This window comes from Microbacterium sp. Bi128 (genome assembly GCF_918698205.1).
The window spans coordinates 1-16,102 of the sequence record NZ_CAKKMM010000057.1; the positions used below are offsets into that span (position 1 = coordinate 1).

A 16,102-nucleotide genomic window follows, 5' to 3' on the forward strand; every position below is an offset into this window, starting at 1 on the left:
TATCAAAACCGGTGATTGTCACGACACCGCCGAAGGCGAGCCCCAGCCCTACCAGGACCGGCCAGCGGAACCGGACTCCCCGGAAGAGTTGGAAGATCGCGATCCAGCCTGACTGAAGGCACACCAGCGCCGTCGCCGCCGCGACCGACGTCAGCTGCAGGGAGGTAATGAAGCACGCGAAGTGCAGGGCCAGGGCCACCGCCGCGGCGAGCGACCAGCGGAACTCGGCTCCGGTCACCTTTCCGAACTGACGGGGGTTGCGGACCACAACCGGACCGGCCATCACGACTGCTCCAATGGCGTTGCGCCAGAAAGCGATGGCGAGGGCACTGACCGACGTGGCGCCCAGCGTGGCGGCAATGAGGGGCCCCGACGAGGCCACACCCAGCACGCCTACGGCCGCAAGTAAGAAGTTCACGCTCCAACACTAATGGGACGGACAGCAGGGGCCCTTACGGCCGCTGCTCCTTGACGGGTGCATACCGCGGTGCCAATCTTAAGGCGCGGTCTCACGTTCCGGTCTCGCCATCATCGAAGAAGGAGACCATCATGGCGTCAATGATCCGCAAGAGCCTGGACGATCCCGAAGAGACGCGCCCCGTTGCCGAGGGCATGGGTCAGGTGGATCTCGTCAACCTCGAGGCCGGCCCGGTTGGACGGGCCACCTTCCTTCCGGGCTGGAAATGGTCAGACCACGTCAAGCCGATCGCCAAAACTGACAGCTGCATGGCCAGCCATACCGGCTACACGATTTCCGGCCGCATCAAAGTCGTCATGGACGACGGCGAAGAACTCGAATTCGGGCCCGGCGACTTCGGTGTGATTCCGCCGGGCCACGACGCCTGGGTCCTCGGCGACGAGCCCTACGTGTATATCGACTGGCAAGGGATGGCGGACTACGCCAAGCCGAAGGAGTGAGTGGGGAAGGCATGAAAAAAGCCCCGGACAGCGTTTCCGCTGTCCGGGGCTTTTCCTATGGTGGAGGCACGGGGACTCGAACCCCGAACCCCCTGCTTGCAAAGCAGGTGCGCTACCAATTGCGCCATGCCCCCATAAGAAGCAACCAGACAATCATACCCTAGGTCCGGAGAGCCGGTTTCCAGCTTCCATCCCCAGATTCCGGGCTAGTCAACCGTATCGGTTGAATTGCTCCAGACCACTTTCCGGGCTTCGGATTCCTGCACTTTCCTGTAGAGGAGGACGCCTGCGACCGTGGCTGCGATAACCAGCAACTTCTTCACATGCACCCCGTTCCGGTTCTGTCATGGACGAACCTTCACTAACCTCTGCCAGAACCAGTACAGGTTCCGTGGGCGTACCAGGACTTGAACCTGGGACCTCTTCGTTATCAGCGAAGCGCTCTAACCGCCTGAGCTATAGCCCCGTCTCGCTGACGTAACGTCGTCAACCTCGAAGACTTTACCTGAATCCCGAGGTTTTTCCGAATCGGCGTCAGTTGGAGGTGAAGCCCACGAGCAGGCCGCCCGTGACCTTGACCGCGAGGTTGTAGATGCCGGCGACGACGGCGCCCATCACAGTCACGACGATGAGGTTGAGGATCGCCACGATCGCGGCGAACGCCATCACCTGCGGCAGTCCGACGTACTGCGACAGCGTGGCGCTGCCGTCCGTGAAGCTCGCGAAGAACTCATCAGCCTTGACGATGAGTCCGGTCGCGCTCACGACGAGGTAGATCAGGAAGTACGACACGACCGTGACCACGGCGATCGCCACGGCAGCCAGGAACGACAGCTTCACGGCCGACCAGAAGTCGATGTACACCAGGCGCAGGCGCACCTGCTTCGCGGAGGTCTTGTGCGTCGACTTCTTGGCCAGCTTGTCGGCTACCGTGCTCATGCGTCAGTACTTTCCTCGGGGGTCTCGGAAGAGGAGGCGGTCTCGGCGGCGTCGTCTGCTGCCGGATCGGTTGCCGTCTCCGTCGTCTCGGCCAGGTTCCGCTCGCTGTTCCTCGCGATCGCGATGATGCGGTCATCGCCTCCGGCGCGAGCGAACACGACGCCCATGGTGTCGCGTCCCTTGGCGGGCACCTCGGCCACGGAGGAGCGTACCACCTTGCCGCTGGCAAGAACCACAAGGACCTCGTCGCCCTCGGAGACCATCATTCCGCCCGCGAGAACACCGCGATCCTCGGTCAGACGGGCCACCTTGATGCCGAGTCCACCGCGGTTCTGCATGCGGTATTCGGTGACGGACGTGCGCTTGGCGTACCCGCCCTCGGTCACGATGAAGACGAACTCGTCGTCCTTGGCGACGGATGCCGAGAGCAAGCTGTCGCCGGCACGGAAGTCCATGCCCTTCACACCCGACGTCGACCGGCCCATCGGGCGCAGCGCGCTGTCGGTGGCGGAGAAGCGCAGGGACATGCCGAGGCGGCTGATGAGGAGGATGTCGTCGCCCTCGTCCACCAGCAGAGCGCTCACGAGCTCGTCCGCGGCACCGGGCTCGGTGTCGTCACCGTCGTCCGAGGCCTGACCGCGCAGCTTGATCGCGATGACACCGCCCTGACGGTTGGTGTCGTACTCGGTGAGGCGCGTCTTCTTCACCAGTCCCGCACGCGTGGCCAGCACGAGGTACGTCGCGACGGTGTAATCGCGGATGTCGAGGATCTGGGCGATCTCTTCGTCCGGCTGCAGCGCGAGGAGGTTCGCGACGTGCTGGCCCTTGGCATCCCGACCCGCCTCGGGGACCTCGTAGGCCTTCGAGCGGTAGACGCGGCCCTTGTTCGTGAAGAACAACAGCCAGTGGTGCGTCGTCGTGACGAAGAAGTGCTCGACGACGTCGTCGGCGCGCAGCTGCGCACCCTTCACGCCCTTGCCGCCGCGGTGCTGCGAACGGTAATTGTCGCTGCGCGTGCGCTTGATGTAGCCGTCGCGGGTGACCGTGATGACCATCTCTTCTTCGGCGATGAGATCTTCGATCGACACGTCACCGTCGAACCCGTGCAGGATCTCGGTGCGCCGGTCGTCGCCGAAGCGGTCGACGATCGCCGTCAGCTCGTCGCGGATGATCGTGCGCTGGCGGCCGGGGGTGGCGAGGATGTCGTTGTAATCGGCGATGCGGGCTTCGAGCTCCTGCGCCTCGTCGACGATCTTCTGCCGCTCGAGGGCAGCCAGGCGACGCAGCTGCATGTCGAGGATGGCCTGCGCCTGGATGTCGTCGATGTCGAGGAGCTTCTGCAGCCCCTCGTTGGCATCCTGGGCCGTCGGCGAGCGACGGATGAGGGCGATGACCTCGTCGAGGGCGTCGAGCGCCTTGAGGTATCCGCGCAGGATGTGCATGCGCTCTTCGGCCTTGCGCAGACGGTAGCGCGTACGCCGGACGATGACCTCGACCTGGTGGTCGATCCACAGGCTGATGAAGCCGTCGAGCGAGAGCGTGCGCGGCACACCGTCGACGATGGCCAGCATGTTGGCGCCGAAGTTCTCCTGCAGCTGCGTGTGCTTGTACAGGTTGTTCAGGACGACCTTGGCGACCGCGTCGCGCTTGAGCACGATGACGAGGCGCTGGCCGGTGCGGCCCGAGGTCTCGTCACGGATGTCGGCGATGCCGGTGATCTTGCCCTCGCGGGCGAGGTCGCCGATCTTGACCGCGACGTTGTCGGGGTTGACCTGGTACGGCAGCTCGGTGATCACGAGGCACGTGCGGCCCTGGATCTCTTCGATGTTGACCACGGCCCGCATCGTGATGGATCCACGACCGGTCCGGTAAGCCTCTTTGATGCCCCGCGTGCCGAGGATCTGCGCCGAGGTCGGGAAGTCGGGGCCGGGAATGCGCTCCATGAGGGCTTCGAGAAGCTCTTCGCGGGTGGCATCCGGGTTCTCGAGAGCCCACAGGGCGCCGGAGGAGACCTCGCGCAGGTTGTGCGGCGGGATGTTGGTCGCCATGCCGACCGCGATACCGACGGAACCGTTGACGAGGAGGTTCGGGAAGCGCGACGGCAGGACCGTGGGCTCCTGCGTCTGGCCGTCGTAGTTGTCCTCGAAGTCGACGGTCTCTTCTTCGATGTCGCGCACCATCTCGAGCGCGAGGGGAGCCATCTTCGTCTCGGTGTACCGCGGGGCGGCGGCGCCCTGGTTGCCGGGTGAGCCGAAGTTCCCCTGGCCGAGAGCCAGCGGGTAGCGCAGCGACCACGGCTGCACGAGACGCACGAGAGCGTCGTAGATCGGGGCGTCACCGTGCGGGTGGTAGTGCCCCATGACCTCGCCGACGACGCGAGCGCACTTCGAGAACGACTTGTCGGGGCGGAAGCCGCCGTCGTACATGCCGTAGATCACTCGGCGGTGGACGGGCTTGAGTCCGTCGCGCACGTCGGGCAGCGCGCGCCCGACGATGACGCTCATCGCGTAGTCGAGGTAGCTCCGCTGCATCTCGAGCTGGAGGTCGACCTGGTCGATCCTGCCGTGGTTGTGAGCGGGCTCGTCGCGGACGTCTTCGGGCTCGGGAGTGGTGTCGTCAGCCATGGATTCTCAGTTTCGTGTGCGTCGTTCGTCGCCGGCCGGGCCGGACTCAGATGTCGAGGAAGCGGACGTCTTTGGCGTTGCGCTGGATGAAGCTGCGACGCGACTCGACGTCTTCGCCCATGAGGACCGAGAAGATCTCGTCGGCCGCGGCCGCGTCATCGATCGTGACCTGCTTGAGCGTGCGGGTCTCGGGGTCCATCGTGGTCTCCCACAGTTCGTGGTCGTTCATCTCGCCGAGACCCTTGTAGCGCTGGATGCCGTTGTCCTTGGGGATGCGACGGCCGGAGGCCTGGCCATCGACCAGCATCGCGTCGCGCTCCCGGTCGCTGTAGGCGTACTCGTGCGGGTGGTTCGACCACTTCAAGCGGTACAGCGGCGGCTGCGCGAGGTAGACGTACCCGGCCTCGATGAGTCCGCGCATGTAGCGGAACAGCAGCGTCAGCAGCAGCGTCGTGATGTGCTGGCCGTCGACGTCGGCGTCGGCCATCAGCACGATCTTGTGATACCGCGCCTTGGCCATGTCGAAGTCCTCGCCGATGCCCGTGCCGAAGGCCTGGATCATCGCCTGGACTTCTTTGTTGCCCAGGGCACGGTCGAGACGCGCACGCTCGACGTTGAGGATCTTGCCGCGGAGGGCCAGGATCGCCTGCGTGTGCGGATCGCGTCCCTGCACCGCGGAGCCGCCGGCGGAGTCACCCTCGACGAGGAAGATCTCGCTGATCGAGGGGTCCTTCGACGTGCAGTCCTTGAGCTTGTCGGGCATGGCGGCCGACTCGAAGACGCTCTTGCGGCGCGCCGTCTCGCGCGCCTTGCGGGCGGCCAGACGGGCCGTCGCGGCATCGATCGCCTTGCGGATGATGTTCTTCGCCTGACCCGGGTTGCGGTCGAACCAATCGCCGAGCTTGTCGCCGACGACCTTCTGCACGAAAGCGCGGGCCTCGGTGTTGCCCAGCTTGGTCTTGGTCTGGCCCTCGAACTGCGGCTCCGACAGCTTGACCGAGATGACGGCCGTGAGCCCCTCGCGGATGTCCTCGCCCGTGAGGTTGTCGTCCTTCTCCTTCAGGAGATTGTTCGCGCGCGCGTAGCGGTTGACGAGCGTGGTCAGCGCGGCGCGGAAGCCCTCTTCGTGCGTACCGCCCTCGTGCGTATTGATCGTGTTCGCGTATGTGAAGACGTTCTCGGTGTACGCCGTCGTCCACTGCATCGCGAGCTCGAGCGCGATCTTGCGGTCGGTGTCCTCGGACTCGACCTCGATGACCTCGTCGTTGACGACGTCGGCCTTGCGTACGCGGTTGAGGTGTTCGACGTAGTCGACGAGACCGCGCTCGTAGAGGAAGCTGTCGTGCCGACCCTGCGTGACCTCTTCGCCGGGCTCGCCCTCGGTCACCAGCGACTGGGGACGCTCGTCGCGCAGGCTGATGCGAAGCCCCTTGTTGAGGAACGCCATCTGCTGGAAGCGTGTGCGGAGGGTGTCGTAGTCGAAGTCGACGGTGTCGAAGATCGTGGCATCCGGCCAGAAGGTGATCGACGTGCCGGTCTCTTCGGTCTCTTCGGCCTGCTCGAGCGGAGCGAGAGGGACGCCACCGTCGCGGAAGGACTGGCGCCACGCGTGCCCCTGACGCTTGACCTCGACCTCGAGGCGCGTCGAGAGGGCGTTGACGACGGACGAGCCGACACCGTGCAGACCACCCGAGACGGCGTACCCGCCGCCGCCGAACTTTCCGCCGGCGTGCAGGACGGTCAGGACGACCTCGACGGTCGACTTGCCCTCGGTGCGATGCATGTCGACCGGGATGCCACGACCGTTGTCGATCACGCGGACGGCGCCGTCCGAGAGGATCGTCACATCGATCGTGTCGCAGTAGCCGGCGAGGGCCTCGTCGACGGAGTTGTCGACGATCTCTTGCACGAGGTGGTGCAGACCCCGCTCACCGGTCGAGCCGATGTACATGCCGGGACGCTTGCGGACCGCCTCGAGACCCTCGAGCACCTGGATGGCGTCGGCCCCGTACTCGTTGGTCACCTTCGGGTTGGTCTTCTCGGGTTCCTCGGAAACGCTGTCGGGGTTTTCGGACGTCATGACTTCGCGAGCTCCAGATCGATTCGTCGGAACGTCCATGTTACCGCGCGGGGCTTCTTCTCGCGGTGTGTACGGCCATATGCGGGGAGAAATCGCGTCGCGCCGACGCAGACCATGACCTAGCCGTAGGTATCGCGCGGGCCGCGGCCTGGAACGGCTCTCGTCCCCCATTTCCAAGAGGGGACGTCCGGCCCGATGAAGCGGATCGACTCCACCCCCGCCTCGGGGAAGCGCCGGATGATCTCCGACAGGATGTGCGCGCGCATCAACTGCAGCTGCTTGGCCCACGCGGTCGAGTCGGCCTGGACGGTGAGCGTGCCGCCGTCCATCGCCACCGGGCGAGTGTGCGCGGCCGTGTCCGCGCCGGCCACGTCGTGCCACGTGCGAACCAGGTCTTCACGGGCGAGCTGCGGCTCCCACCCGGCCGAATGGGTCAAGGCCGACAGCACGTCGCCGAGACCGCGGGGATCCCGGCCAGGGGTGAATGGTGCATTCTCGCCGTCGTCGGCGCGGCGTCGGCGCTTCTTCTTGCGGTACGGCGAGGGCTCGAGACCACGCAGGCGCAAGTACGTGGCCATCGTCTCGGGGAGATCGGACTCGTCAGCCATCGGCATCCAGGATCCGTCCCGCGTCGACCCGAACGATGTGGGCGCGCAGCCCGTCGGGGACGTCTTCTTCGACGGCCGACGTCACGATGACCTGCTCGTAGCCGGCGACGAGTTCCGCCAAGCGGGTACGCCGACCGGCGTCGAGCTCGGCGAAGACGTCGTCGAGGATGAGCACGGGGTCTCCGAGGCGCGACTCGGCGCGCAGCAGTTCGGCGGATGCCAGGCGAAGCGCGAGGGCGACCGACCAGGACTCACCGTGCGAGGCGTACCCCTTGACGGGAAGGCCGCGCACCTCGAGGACAAGATCGTCGCGGTGGGGTCCCACGAGCGTGAGCCCGCGCTCGAGCTCGGCCGACCGTCGAGCCGCCAGTGCGGCTCGGAACTGCTCGGCGAGCGAACCGGACGATGCTCCGACCGTCACCTCGTCGCCCTCTTCCGGGTCGGAACCGCCGACCGACAGCGCCCAGCGCAGACGCGGGTCGTGATCGGCTCCGGCGATCGCGCTGTACGCCTCGGCGACCGGGGCGGAGAGGTCGGATGCCAACGCCGACCGGGCCTCGATGACCTCGGTGCCGAGGGTGACGAGCTTGTCGTCCCACACGTCGAGGGTGCCGAGGGCGTCGCCGCGGATCCCCCGCGCGCGGGCGGACTTCAACAGCGCGGTGCGCTGGCGCAGAACGCGGTCGTAGTCGGCGAGCACACCGGCCAATCGCGGCGTCCGCTGCACGATGAGTTGATCCGCGAAGCGCCGGCGGGACGACGGATCACCGCGCACGATCTGCAGGTCTTCCGGGGCGAACAGCACGACCTGAGCGTACCGGGGCAGCTCGGCGGTGCGGACGTTCACGCCGTTGACCCGCGCCTTGTTCGATCCCTGGCGGTTGAGCTGCAGCTCGAGCAGGACGCTGCGGTCACCGTGCGCCAGACGGGCGCGGACGATCGCGGCATCCGCTCCATCGCGCACCATCGGCGCGTCGCTCGAGACGCGGTGCGAGCCCAGCGTGGCAAGGTAGGCGACGGCCTCGACGAGGTTGGTCTTGCCCTGCCCGTTACGCCCGACGAAGAGATTGGCTCCCGGGGAGAGCGAGACGCCGGCCGCCGCGTAATTGCGGAAGTCCGTCAGTTCGAGCTGCTCCACGATCACCGGGTCAGACTACCCGCCGCCCCCGACATCGGACGGCCCGCCTCTTGCTCAGCGCAGCAGCAGGTTCGGCTGCAGGAGGTACTTGAACGAGCCCTCGCCACCCTTGTCGACCGAGGTCTGCGGGGTGATGAGCACGGGGCTCAGCTTGTTCGCGTTGTCGCTCGAGGTGAACGTGATCCGCGTGAATTCGCTACGAACGGCACCCAGGGACTCGAGGAGGTACTGGGGGTTCAGACCCAGCGTGACCTCGTCGCCGAGGAGCGTCGCGTCGACGGACTCGGTGGCGCGCGCCTGCTCGGTGCCCGAGGCATCCATCGACACCCCGTCGGGCCCGAAGGTGAACCGCAGGGGCGCGGAGCGGTCGAGCACGAGGGCGACACGGCGGACCGCTTCGGCGAGCTCGGCCGTGTTGACGACGCTGTGGTGCTCGGTCTGCTCGGGGAACAACCGGCGGACCGGCGGGAAGTTGCCCTTGATGAGCAGGGACGTCACGGTCTTGTTGCCCGCGGTGAAGGCGATGATCTCGCGATCGCCCGAGCCCGAGAACGCGATCGAGATGTCGCCGCCGTGCGCGAAGGTCTTGCCGACCTCTTGGAGCGTACGGGCGGGCACGAGGGCTGCGGTGGGCTCGTCGGATGCCGCAGCACCGCCGTCCCACGGGATCTCGCGCAGTGCGACGCGGTAGCGGTCGGTGGCGACGAGGCTCAGTCGCGTTCCCGTGACCTCGAGCTGCACGCCGGTGAGCACGGGGGTGACGTCATCGCGCGAAGCGGCGAACGCGACCTGCGCGATCGCGGTGGCGAAGTCGTCGGCCGGCACGAGTCCGGACTCGCCCGTGACCTCGGGGATCGCGGGGTATTCCTGGACGGGCATCGACGCGAGCGTGAAGCGGGCGGAGCCGCAGGTCAGGAGGATCCCTCCGTCGTCGTCGACGGTGATCTGGATCGGCGCGTTCGGAAGTCGGCTCGCGATGTCCGAGAGCAACCGGCCGTGGACGAGGATCGTGCCCGGCTCGTCGACGGTGGCCTCGATCGTCGTGCGCGCGGACGCCTCGTAGTCGAACGCCGCGAGGGTGAGCCCCTGGTCGCCGGCCTCGATCAGCACACCGGCGAGGATCGGCTGCGGGTTGCGCTGCGGCAGGAGCTTGACCACGAACGAAACGGCTTCGCTGAAGACATCGCGATTGACGTGAAACTTCACGGGCGCTCCCTTGACGGCGGTATGGCTTACCCATGCTAGTCCCCGACTGCGTCCGCACATGTCGGGCGCCCGACCGCACCGCAAGGTCATCGAATCTCTGTTAACTCATGAATGGGATCTTCATCTTGTTAACAGCTGTGGAGAGTGTGGATAACTTCCGCGATGCGTGTTAACAGAAGGGAACTACACGCGTGTGACCTGTGGACGCACTGCGGAGAGCCTGGGCAGTTAACACGATCGAGAGGTCGTCGGTTCTGAGGCTCCTCCACAGGCGGACGCGTGTCGTTCACATGTCATCCGCAGAGAATCCGAGTTATCCACAGGTTTTCCACACTGTGTAGAACCGAGTAAAACACCTGCCGCGAACGGCTCCAGGAGCCTCACTCGCGGCCCGGAACGACGAAGGGGTTCGCCCGCGGATGCGGACGAACCCCTCGGTTCTGACGGGCGCTCAGCGCATGCGCCCCAACTGGGTCGTGATCTCGGAGACCTGGTTGTAGATCGAGCGGCGCTCCTTCATGAGGTCGCTGATCTTCTTGTAGGCGTACATCACGGTCGTGTGATCGCGGTTGCCGAAGAGCTGGCCGATCTTGGGCAACGACAGACTCGTGCGCTCTCGACAGAGGTACATCGCGATCTGCCGGGCCGTGGCGACCGCCTGCGAACGGCTCGATCCGTACAGGTCGTCGACCGACAGCTTGAAGTACTGCGCGGTGGCCGTGATGATGTCGGTCGGCGAGACGACGTTCGCGTCATCCTGGTCGATGATGTCGCGCAGCACCGTCTGGGCCAGCGACATATCGAGGGTCGAGCGATTCAGGCTGGCGAACGCCGACACGCGGATCAGCGCGCCTTCGAGCTCGCGGATGTTCGACGAGACCACGGTGGCGATGTACTCGAGCACGTCGTCCGGGATCAGCAGACGCTCGCTCTGCGCCTTCTTGCGGAGGATCGCGATGCGGGTCTCGAGGTCGGGCGCCTGCACGTCGGTGATCAGGCCCCACTCGAACCGGCTGCGCATGCGGTCTTCGAAGCCGGTCAGCTGCTTCGGAGGCAGGTCGCTCGTGATCACCACTTGCTTGTCGTGATCGTGCAGCGTGTTGAAGGTGTGGAAGAAGGCTTCCTGGGTCTCGGCGCGCCCCTGCAGGAACTGGATGTCGTCGATGAGGAGGATGTCCACGTCGCGGTACCGGGCCTGGAAGGCCGAACCTCGGTTGTTCGCGATCGAGTTGATGAAGTCGTTCGTGAACTCTTCGCTCGAGACGTACCGCACGCGGATGCCGGCGTACATGCTCGCGGCGTAATCGCCGATGGCGTGGAGGAGGTGGGTCTTGCCAAGTCCCGAGTCACCGTAGATGAAGAGAGGGTTGTACGCCTTCGCGGGGGCCTCGGCCACGGCGACGGCGGCGGCGTGCGCGAAGCGGTTGGACTGCCCGATGACGAAGTTGTCGAACGTGTACTTCGGGTTGAGCCGGGTGTCGTTCCGGGATGCCGGCACGATCGGGTCGGGGGTCTGCTCGGTGATCGACGAACTCGTCGCCGGCGCGGTGGGCGCGGAGTTCGGACGTTCTTCGGCTGAGGGAGCCGAGCGGTGCGACTCGATGAGGTCGGGGTTCACGACCACCCGGAAATTGCTGACCTCGGGGTCGATGCCCTGCACGTGAGTGAGGGCCTCGAGGATGGGCGCGCGCATGCGCTTGTTCATCTGCGCGGCGGTCAGGTCGTTGGGAACGTCGAGATAGAGCGTTCCGCCCATCACACCCTGCGGGACGGCGAGATTGAGGAAGCCGTGGAGTTGCGGGGTGACGCGGTCGTCAGTGAGGAGATGGTCGAGCACGGCGGACCAGACGGGGACATCCGGTACTTGGTGCAGTGACATATCCCCTCCGGGATCTCGGCGCGCGGCTGTCGACGTGCGACGCGCCGAACCTGTGGATAACTTCCGGGGACACGCTAGTTCGCGGTCCGCACGGAGCCAAATCAACTGTAGAACGCGCTCGCGTGTCTTTGCCACGGGTGTGGACGGGGGTTGGGGATAATGAGCGGTCGGCTTCTCGGTTTGAGTTAACGTCGCGCGCGACGTAGCCTTAGTCGGTTGACTTATGCCTAAACGGCAGTCCCGACCACGTCCCCCGGCAGAAGAGCATCGGGCGACATCACCTCCGGAGTGACCCATGAGCAAGCGCACCTTCCAGCCCAACAACCGCCGCCGCGCCAAGAAGCACGGTTTCCGTGCCCGCATGCGCACGCGCGCCGGCCGCTCGATCCTGGCGGCGCGTCGCGCCAAGGGTCGCACCGAGCTCTCGGCCTGACCCACCTAGTGCTCGCGAAGCCGAACCGACTCACCCGCGGATCGGACTATAAGACCACCGTCCGTCGGGGTTCTCGGTGTGCCGGAGCGCACACCGTGACCTACGTCGGCGGCGTGCCGGACGAGGGTCCGGCACGCTTCGGTTTCATCGTGAGCCGCCAGGTCGGTTCTGCCGTCACACGCAACACCGTGCGCCGCCGTCTCAAGGCGGTGTGCGCCGAGGCGCTCCCGCTGGTTCGCGGGGGCGCCTCGGTCGTCATTCGTGCGCTGCCGTCGGCGGCGACCGCTGACTACGCGACCCTTCGCGCCGACGTCGTCCGGTGCCTGGAACGTAAGGCCGTCGCGTGAGCACCTCGACGCTGCCCACCTCGTCGACGGGCGCCGGACACCTCGAGTGGAGCTCCGTCGCGGCATCCGTTCCGCTTCTCCCCCGGAACGCCGGTCTCGCGCTTCTACACGCGTACCGGGCCACGATTTCGCACGTCTACGGCGACGTGTGCAAGTACTACCCGTCCTGTTCCGCCTATTCGGTGGGCGCCGTGCAGCAGCACGGACTCGTCAAAGGTGCCGCGTTGACCGCGGCCCGCCTCGCCCGCTGTCATCCCTGGGCCCAGGGTGGCATCGACGACGTCCGTCCGCACCGCGCCTTCCGCCACGAACTCACTCCGCACGGTTTCGTCGTGCCCTCCCGAAAGGACTGATCCGTGCCGGATCTCATTGGAATCGTCCTCTGGCCCTTGAAATGGGCCGTCGAGCTCGTGCTGGTCGGTTGGCACACGCTCTTCACCGCTATCGGGATGGCGCCGGCTGCGGGCCTCACCTGGGTGCTGTCGATCGTGGGCCTCGTCCTCATCGTGCGAGCCGCTCTGATCCCGCTGTTCGTGAAGCAGATCAAGAGCCAGCGCAAGATGATGGAGATCGCTCCCGAGCTGCGCAAGGTGCAGGAGAAGTACCGGGGCAAGAAGGATCAGCTGTCTCGTGAGGCCATGAGCCGCGAGACCATGGCGCTCTACAAGAAGCACGGCACGACGCCGGTTTCGAGCTGCCTGCCCCTCCTCGTGCAGATGCCGATCTTCTTCGCCCTCTTCAGCGTGCTGAACGACGTCGCCAAGCACGCCACCAGCAATCAGGGTGGTGTGGGGCTGCTGACGCCCGAGTTGACGCGCGAGTTCTACGACGCGCGCCTGTTCGACGTGGCATCCATGCACGTGAACCTCGTCACCGCGTGGGGCCAGTCCGACGGTCAGATCACCGTCGCGATCCTGCTGACGCTGGTCGTGCTGATGATCGCGTCGCAGTTCTTCACTCAGCTGCAGATCATCTCGAAGAACCTGTCGCCCGAGGCCAAGACCGGTCAGGCGTACCAGATGCAGAAGATCATGCTGTACATCCTGCCGCTGGCCTTCATCTTCTCGGGTGTCTTCTTCCCGCTCGGTGTCGTCATCTACTGGTTCGTCAGCAACCTGTGGACGATGGTTCAGCAGTTCATCGTCATCCGCGAGATGCCGACTCCCGGTTCCGACGCGGCCAAGGCGCGCGAGGAGCGCTTGGCGCGCAAGGGCAAGGCGATCGACTCCAGCGGTAAGGTCGTGCCGATCGAGAAGTACGAGGCCGAGCAGCAGCGGCTCTTCGAAGAGGCCGAGCGCGCCCGTGCGGCTCAGCCCAAGCGCCAGCAGCCCGTGGGCAAGCAGCGAGCGAAGAAGCAGCAATCCCCGAAGGGTGCCACCCCGACGCCGCGCACGCCGGCGAAGCCCGGCACCGAGACCCCCTCCTGAGCATCCGGAGCACATGATGACGATGTCCGAGCAGATCGCGACTGAACCGACCGCCGCTACTGAGGAGCAGCTCGAGCAGGAGGGCGACGTCGCCGCCGATTTCCTGGAAGGGCTTCTCGATATTGCGGATATCGAGGGGGATCTCGCCATGGATGTGCGCGCGGGCCGCGCGTATGTGTCCGTCGAGGCCGACGATGTGGCGGCGTTGTCGACGCTGTCACACCCCGACACCGTGCAGGCGCTGCAAGAGCTCACGCGGCTGGCCGTGCAGAACTCGACGGGCCGTTTCTCGCGGCTGATCCTCGACATCGGCGGCTCGCGGGACGCGCGTCAGCGGCAGCTCGAGATGCTCGTGGACCGCGCGATCCAGCGCCTCGATGAGGGCGCCTCGCAGGCCTCCCTGCCGGCCATGTCGAGCTACGAGCGCAAGCTGGTGCACGACATCGCGGCCGACCGCGGCTACTCCTCGGAGTCGTTCGGCGAGGGCGCAGACCGGCACACGGTCCTGCGCCGCGGCTGATCTGTACGACGTGGAGAACCACCTCGAGGCGGAACCGGATGCCGCGGCCGCGGTGTTCGGAGATCGCGTCGACCTCGCTCGCCGATTCACCGCCGCACTGGCCGAGCACGGGGAACAGCGCGGTCTGATCGGCCCCCTCGAGGTTCCCCGGCTGTGGTCGCGACACATCCTCAACAGCGCGGTCGCCGCACCGTTCTTTTCGGGACGTGTGGCGGACGTCGGCTCGGGCGCGGGGCTTCCGGGCATCGTCTTGGCGATCGCACGACCTGACGTCGAGTTCACGCTGATCGAGCCGATGGAGCGCCGGACCGTTTGGCTCACCGAGCAGGTGGAGTCACTCGGACTCGAGAACGTCACCGTCGAGCGTCTCCGAGCCGAGGAGTGGGCGAAAGGTCGTGTGTTCGATGTGGTCACGGCGCGTGCCGTGAGCGCGCTGCGGACCCTGATCCCGTGGACGGCCCCGCTGGCGCGGGTGGGCGGTCGCCTGGCGTATCTGAAGGGCGCGAACGTCGCAGCCGAGGTCGACGCCGCCGAGAAGCAGATCCGTCGCTTCGGCGTGAGCGACGTCGAAATCCACGTCGTCGGTGAGGGCATCGTCGATGAGCCGACGCGCGTGCTCACCGCGACCGTGGCCCGCTGAGCAGTTCCCATTCAACGGGATTAGCCCTGCCACGCCTGAACGCGGCGTACGGTGGCGGCCTTGGGGTATGTTCCTCGCCCCGGTGACATCTCGAAGACGTCGATCATGAGCAGGAGCGGGTACGTCGGCGCCTGATCGAAGGTGTGGACGACGCGCCCCTGGCATCCGATCGTGGTCGTCCCGCCACCCCATATCACCGTCCAGGTGAGGACGTCGTGGCTGTCTTCGGCGACGACGACCGTGATCATGTCGTCGCGGAGGCGGTCGTCGTGGTGGGCCTTGATCCCGCAACGAACGCGGGTGCTTCGGCCGATGGCATCCGCGTCGATCTCGGCGACGCAGATCTCTCCCGAATGACGGGGATCGAGGTGTTCGGTTCCGACGAGCCAGATCGCGGTCATGCAGTCCGGGTCGGCGCTGGCTCGGAGAGTCACATCGATCCTGCCCCGGTCGGGTGTGAGGGGGGTACGAAGCGGCGTGAAGGTGCGCACGACGAGGCCGTCGGGGCGATGGCGATGAGTGCCTCGGGTTGAGCCCACGGCGCCGGAGAAGGTACCCGTCTGCAGATTCGAGACACGGAGCGGGGCATCTTCGTCCCGCCAGTCGAGCTGATCGGCATCGATGCGCAGGTCGAGTCCGGCGTCGGTGAAGCCCGTACGCGCCCGTGAGCGATCCGGAGTCGTCCAGTGTGGCAGGTAGTGGGGAATCCATGTGTCTCGCAGGACCTCCGCCGAGAAGTCGTCGTCGACATCAGCGGTCCGACGGGGATGCGGAGGAAGGGCGGTGGCGTCTGAGCGTGCCATGCATCGAGTATCGCGCGGTAGTCCGACATCAGTGTGCGGGCGTCTCGATCCCCCGTCTTGGGGTGCGCGCGTTGTGTAGCTGGGTGGTTGTCTCACGACGGCGGACGCGCACGAGTGTGGGCACTCTCTCGATGTTCGAAGTGTTTAGCGGCGAGCGACGCCAGCGGAACAGTGCGCGGGAGTTCCCGTGGCAGTGGATGACGTGCACCTCGGGTGCGTTCGCTGTTGCACGGTCCTGCGTGCGCACGCTGTGTAGTGTCCGGGCGTGCGCGAGCGGCGTGGCGGCGGGTCCCCCTCCCCTGCGGTTCGTCTCTTCATGCGGCTTCACGGCCGGCGGCCGGCGGCGTCGTCGTGGGCGTCGTTCTTCTCATCGGGGGCAGCGATGTTTCACGTGAAACGGTTGAGATGGCGCGGCAACTGCGTGGCCCCTGTCGGCTGGGTTGCGAGGCACTGATTCGATCGCGGTGTGAGTCCGTTGGTACCGCAGCACCACGCGTAACGGAATCCGACGATCGCGGTGCGCATGTACACCGCGAAGGG

The 16,102-nt window shown here is 66.2% G+C and carries 17 protein-coding genes and 2 tRNA genes; 7 read left to right on the forward strand and 12 right to left on the reverse strand.

Annotated features, from left to right (window positions below; translation table 11 throughout):
* Positions 1–418, reverse strand: a 418-nt coding sequence (locus tag LQV45_RS06945) for an EamA family transporter (RefSeq protein WP_230006370.1), incomplete at its 3' end; no start/stop codon positions are given.
* Positions 419–549: 131 nt separating this feature from the next.
* Between LQV45_RS06945 and LQV45_RS06950 the strand changes: the two genes are divergently transcribed.
* The gene (locus LQV45_RS06950) at positions 550–918 is read left to right on the forward strand and encodes a cupin domain-containing protein (protein ID WP_230006371.1); all 369 of its coding nucleotides are present in this window, start codon (positions 550–552) and stop codon (positions 916–918) included.
* Between the two features lie 58 nt (positions 919–976).
* Here LQV45_RS06950 and LQV45_RS06955 read toward each other — a convergent pair.
* The 10 genes from LQV45_RS06955 to dnaA all read right to left on the reverse strand — a co-directional run bounded on the left by LQV45_RS06955 (position 977) and on the right by dnaA (position 11,392).
* Positions 977–1,052: transfer RNA gene (locus LQV45_RS06955), tRNA-Ala, on the reverse strand.
* Positions 1,053–1,124: 72 nt separating this feature from the next.
* Positions 1,125–1,247 carry a DLW-39 family protein gene (locus tag LQV45_RS06960; protein ID WP_308288829.1) on the reverse strand — a complete coding sequence of 41 codons (123 nt, stop codon included), beginning with the start codon at positions 1,245–1,247 and terminating at the stop codon, positions 1,125–1,127.
* A 61-nt stretch (positions 1,248–1,308) separates the two neighbouring features.
* Positions 1,309–1,384, reverse strand: a tRNA-Ile gene (locus tag LQV45_RS06965).
* A 68-nt stretch (positions 1,385–1,452) separates the two neighbouring features.
* Positions 1,453–1,857: a DUF3566 domain-containing protein gene (locus LQV45_RS06970; protein WP_138174016.1), complete on the reverse strand. Its 405-nt coding sequence runs from the start codon at positions 1,855–1,857 to the stop codon at positions 1,453–1,455.
* Positions 1,854–4,481 carry a DNA gyrase subunit A gene (gyrA, locus tag LQV45_RS06975; RefSeq protein WP_230006373.1) on the reverse strand — a complete coding sequence of 876 codons (2,628 nt, stop codon included), beginning with the start codon at positions 4,479–4,481 and terminating at the stop codon, positions 1,854–1,856. Before gyrA ends, LQV45_RS06970 begins: the two co-directional genes overlap by 4 nt.
* 46 nt (positions 4,482–4,527) lie before the next feature.
* Positions 4,528–6,561, reverse strand: coding sequence for a DNA topoisomerase (ATP-hydrolyzing) subunit B (gene gyrB, locus LQV45_RS06980; protein WP_230006374.1), 2,034 nt, complete (start codon positions 6,559–6,561; stop codon positions 4,528–4,530).
* A 119-nt stretch (positions 6,562–6,680) separates the two neighbouring features.
* On the reverse strand, positions 6,681–7,175 hold the full coding sequence (locus LQV45_RS06985; protein ID WP_138174022.1) for a DUF721 domain-containing protein: 495 nt from the start codon (positions 7,173–7,175) through the stop codon (positions 6,681–6,683).
* Complete coding sequence (gene recF / locus LQV45_RS06990) at positions 7,162–8,313, reverse strand: DNA replication/repair protein RecF (protein ID WP_230006375.1); 1,152 nt, start codon at positions 8,311–8,313, stop codon at positions 7,162–7,164. Before recF ends, LQV45_RS06985 begins: the two co-directional genes overlap by 14 nt.
* Positions 8,314–8,361: 48 nt before the next feature.
* Positions 8,362–9,513, reverse strand: coding sequence for a DNA polymerase III subunit beta (gene dnaN / locus LQV45_RS06995; protein ID WP_138174026.1), 1,152 nt, complete (start codon positions 9,511–9,513; stop codon positions 8,362–8,364).
* 451 nt (positions 9,514–9,964) lie between these two features.
* Positions 9,965–11,392 (reverse strand): chromosomal replication initiator protein DnaA, encoded by a 1,428-nt coding sequence (dnaA, locus tag LQV45_RS07000; protein ID WP_230006376.1) that lies wholly within the window; start codon positions 11,390–11,392, stop codon positions 9,965–9,967.
* Between the two features lie 295 nt (positions 11,393–11,687).
* Here dnaA and rpmH point away from each other — a divergent pair, with 295 nt between their 5' ends.
* Genes rpmH through rsmG form a run of 6 tightly spaced genes read left to right on the forward strand, consistent with a single transcriptional unit; the run spans position 11,688 to position 14,759 of the window.
* On the forward strand, positions 11,688–11,825 hold the full coding sequence (gene rpmH / locus LQV45_RS07005; protein WP_076492700.1) for a 50S ribosomal protein L34: 138 nt from the start codon (positions 11,688–11,690) through the stop codon (positions 11,823–11,825).
* A gap of 8 nt (positions 11,826–11,833) precedes the next feature.
* Positions 11,834–12,172, forward strand: coding sequence for a ribonuclease P protein component (gene rnpA, locus LQV45_RS07010; RefSeq protein WP_230006377.1), 339 nt, complete (start codon positions 11,834–11,836; stop codon positions 12,170–12,172).
* On the forward strand, positions 12,169–12,525 hold the full coding sequence (gene yidD, locus LQV45_RS07015; RefSeq protein ID WP_374208156.1) for a membrane protein insertion efficiency factor YidD: 357 nt from the start codon (positions 12,169–12,171) through the stop codon (positions 12,523–12,525). Before rnpA ends, yidD begins: the two co-directional genes overlap by 4 nt.
* A gap of 3 nt (positions 12,526–12,528) precedes the next feature.
* A complete protein-coding gene (yidC, locus tag LQV45_RS07020; RefSeq protein WP_230006378.1) occupies positions 12,529–13,599 on the forward strand; it encodes a membrane protein insertase YidC in 1,071 nt (356 codons plus the stop codon).
* A gap of 13 nt (positions 13,600–13,612) precedes the next feature.
* Entirely contained in the window at positions 13,613–14,119 is a 507-nt protein-coding gene (locus LQV45_RS07025; RefSeq protein ID WP_374208157.1) for a protein jag, read from the forward strand.
* Positions 14,120–14,129: 10 nt separating this feature from the next.
* Positions 14,130–14,759 (forward strand): 16S rRNA (guanine(527)-N(7))-methyltransferase RsmG, encoded by a 630-nt coding sequence (gene rsmG / locus LQV45_RS07030; protein ID WP_230006380.1) that lies wholly within the window; start codon positions 14,130–14,132, stop codon positions 14,757–14,759.
* Between the two features lie 20 nt (positions 14,760–14,779).
* On the opposite strand, the gene LQV45_RS07035 is transcribed toward rsmG, so the two are convergent.
* A complete protein-coding gene (locus LQV45_RS07035; RefSeq protein WP_230006381.1) occupies positions 14,780–15,562 on the reverse strand; it encodes a hypothetical protein in 783 nt (260 codons plus the stop codon).
* Positions 15,563–16,102: the final 540 nt, after the last annotated feature.

What these genes read in the sequence shown, in the direction of transcription:
- LQV45_RS06950 (WP_230006371.1), top strand. Translation starts at nt 550, where the DNA reads ATGGCGTCAATGATCCGCAAGAGCCTGGACGATCCCGAAGAGACGCGC.
- LQV45_RS06970 (WP_138174016.1), bottom strand. Translation starts at nt 1,857, where the DNA reads ATGAGCACGGTAGCCGACAAGCTGGCCAAGAAGTCGACGCACAAGACC.
- gyrA (WP_230006373.1), bottom strand. Translation starts at nt 4,481, where the DNA reads ATGGCTGACGACACCACTCCCGAGCCCGAAGACGTCCGCGACGAGCCC.
- gyrB (WP_230006374.1), bottom strand. Translation starts at nt 6,561, where the DNA reads ATGACGTCCGAAAACCCCGACAGCGTTTCCGAGGAACCCGAGAAGACC.
- LQV45_RS06985 (WP_138174022.1), bottom strand. Translation starts at nt 7,175, where the DNA reads ATGCCGATGGCTGACGAGTCCGATCTCCCCGAGACGATGGCCACGTAC.
- dnaA (WP_230006376.1), bottom strand. Translation starts at nt 11,392, where the DNA reads ATGTCACTGCACCAAGTACCGGATGTCCCCGTCTGGTCCGCCGTGCTC.
- rpmH (WP_076492700.1), top strand. Translation starts at nt 11,688, where the DNA reads ATGAGCAAGCGCACCTTCCAGCCCAACAACCGCCGCCGCGCCAAGAAG.
- LQV45_RS07025 (WP_374208157.1), top strand. Translation starts at nt 13,613, where the DNA reads ATGATGACGATGTCCGAGCAGATCGCGACTGAACCGACCGCCGCTACT.
- LQV45_RS07035 (WP_230006381.1), bottom strand. Translation starts at nt 15,562, where the DNA reads ATGGCACGCTCAGACGCCACCGCCCTTCCTCCGCATCCCCGTCGGACC.